The sequence below is a fragment of the Oleiphilus sp. HI0061 genome (genome assembly GCF_001635675.1).
In genome coordinates this window covers 1-1003 of record NZ_LWFE01001550.1, presented here as the reverse complement: position 1 = coordinate 1003, position 1003 = coordinate 1, and the positions used below count along the sequence as shown (strand labels likewise).

2 protein-coding genes and 1 pseudogene are annotated in these 1003 nt (G+C 42.6%); all 3 read right to left on the bottom strand.

What is annotated here, in order from left to right; all coding sequences use genetic code 11:
* The coding region (locus tag A3735_RS32100; RefSeq protein ID WP_231882639.1) for a hypothetical protein at positions 1–311 on the bottom strand (311 nt) is incomplete at its 3' end.
* A gap of 51 nt (positions 312–362) precedes the next feature.
* A complete protein-coding gene (locus A3735_RS24175; RefSeq protein WP_068637525.1) occupies positions 363–617 on the bottom strand; it encodes a hypothetical protein in 255 nt (84 codons plus the stop codon).
* A 69-nt stretch (positions 618–686) separates the two neighbouring features.
* Positions 687–1003, bottom strand: a pseudogene (locus tag A3735_RS31350) (alanine--glyoxylate aminotransferase family protein); the annotation flags it as partial.

Here is a 1003-nt window from a genome sequence, read left to right as displayed (position 1 = left end):
GCATGGGCACCTAATTCTCGATTAGTTTTCGAGCTGTCTTCTAAATATGTGAGGAAATTCGATAGGGCATAGATATAAGATCTTATCGTTGCGTCTTCTGCATCGGTTGATTCCAGCTTATAGAGCCTAGTGCGAGACTGCCTGTCTGATTGTTGAATCGATTTAAAAACAGTCCCGTATCGAGATAAGAAACAAGAGTACGCTAAAGGTAATATTGGTGGGGATCCATTCCCATCACGAATAACCCATAGCAAATCGAAGTGCATTCTGTTGTATTCAAAGTTTTTTAGGCAATGCACATGTGTAGGCATACTGTAGGTTCGCTTAATTTAATATTTAAACGATACTATAATCCTACTGACCTACAAAAATGAAAGATTAAATGTATATAAGGAAAAGAAATCTTTGAGGGCACCACTCATGTAGCCTAGATTCTCGGTAGTGCCGAGTATAATGGCGTCTGCACTTAGTACATCTTCTGCTTGTGTTTCAAAAGGAGTTTTCGACTTGAATTCAACTTGCTCAAGAGCTTGGCTGATGACACCCTGGCACAGAGCTTGTTGTAGGGCTTGTGTATTTTCAGACGGGCTGTGGGCGACCAAAAGGAGTTTTTTCATTTCGCTTTGCTTGAGATACAAAGCTTAGGGTAGGAGTGGATTACTCATACCCTAGCCCTGTCTATTGGGTTATGGGTATGCATTCTCTACTGCAGACATTGCAGCGTCGACATCGCAGCTATGTCCAAGTTCGTTAAGCACCGCGCCTAAAGAGCTAACGCAGTAATCAACGTTTTTACGATTACAGCCATTGCCCATTAAGCCGATTCGCCATGCTTTGCCAGCAAACTTACCTAGCCCTGCACCAAGTTCCAAGTCGTACTGGTTAAGTAGTGTTGATCTAACAGTCGCATCATCAATACCTTCTGGAATCTTCACTGCATTAAGTTGAGATAGGCGAATATCTTTAGGCACTAGCATTTCAATGCCGAGCGCTTCTAGACCAG

Coding starts and splice junctions, on each gene's coding strand:
- A3735_RS24175 (WP_068637525.1), bottom strand. CDS start 617: ATGAAAAAACTCCTTTTGGTCGCCCACAGCCCGTCTGAAAATACACAA.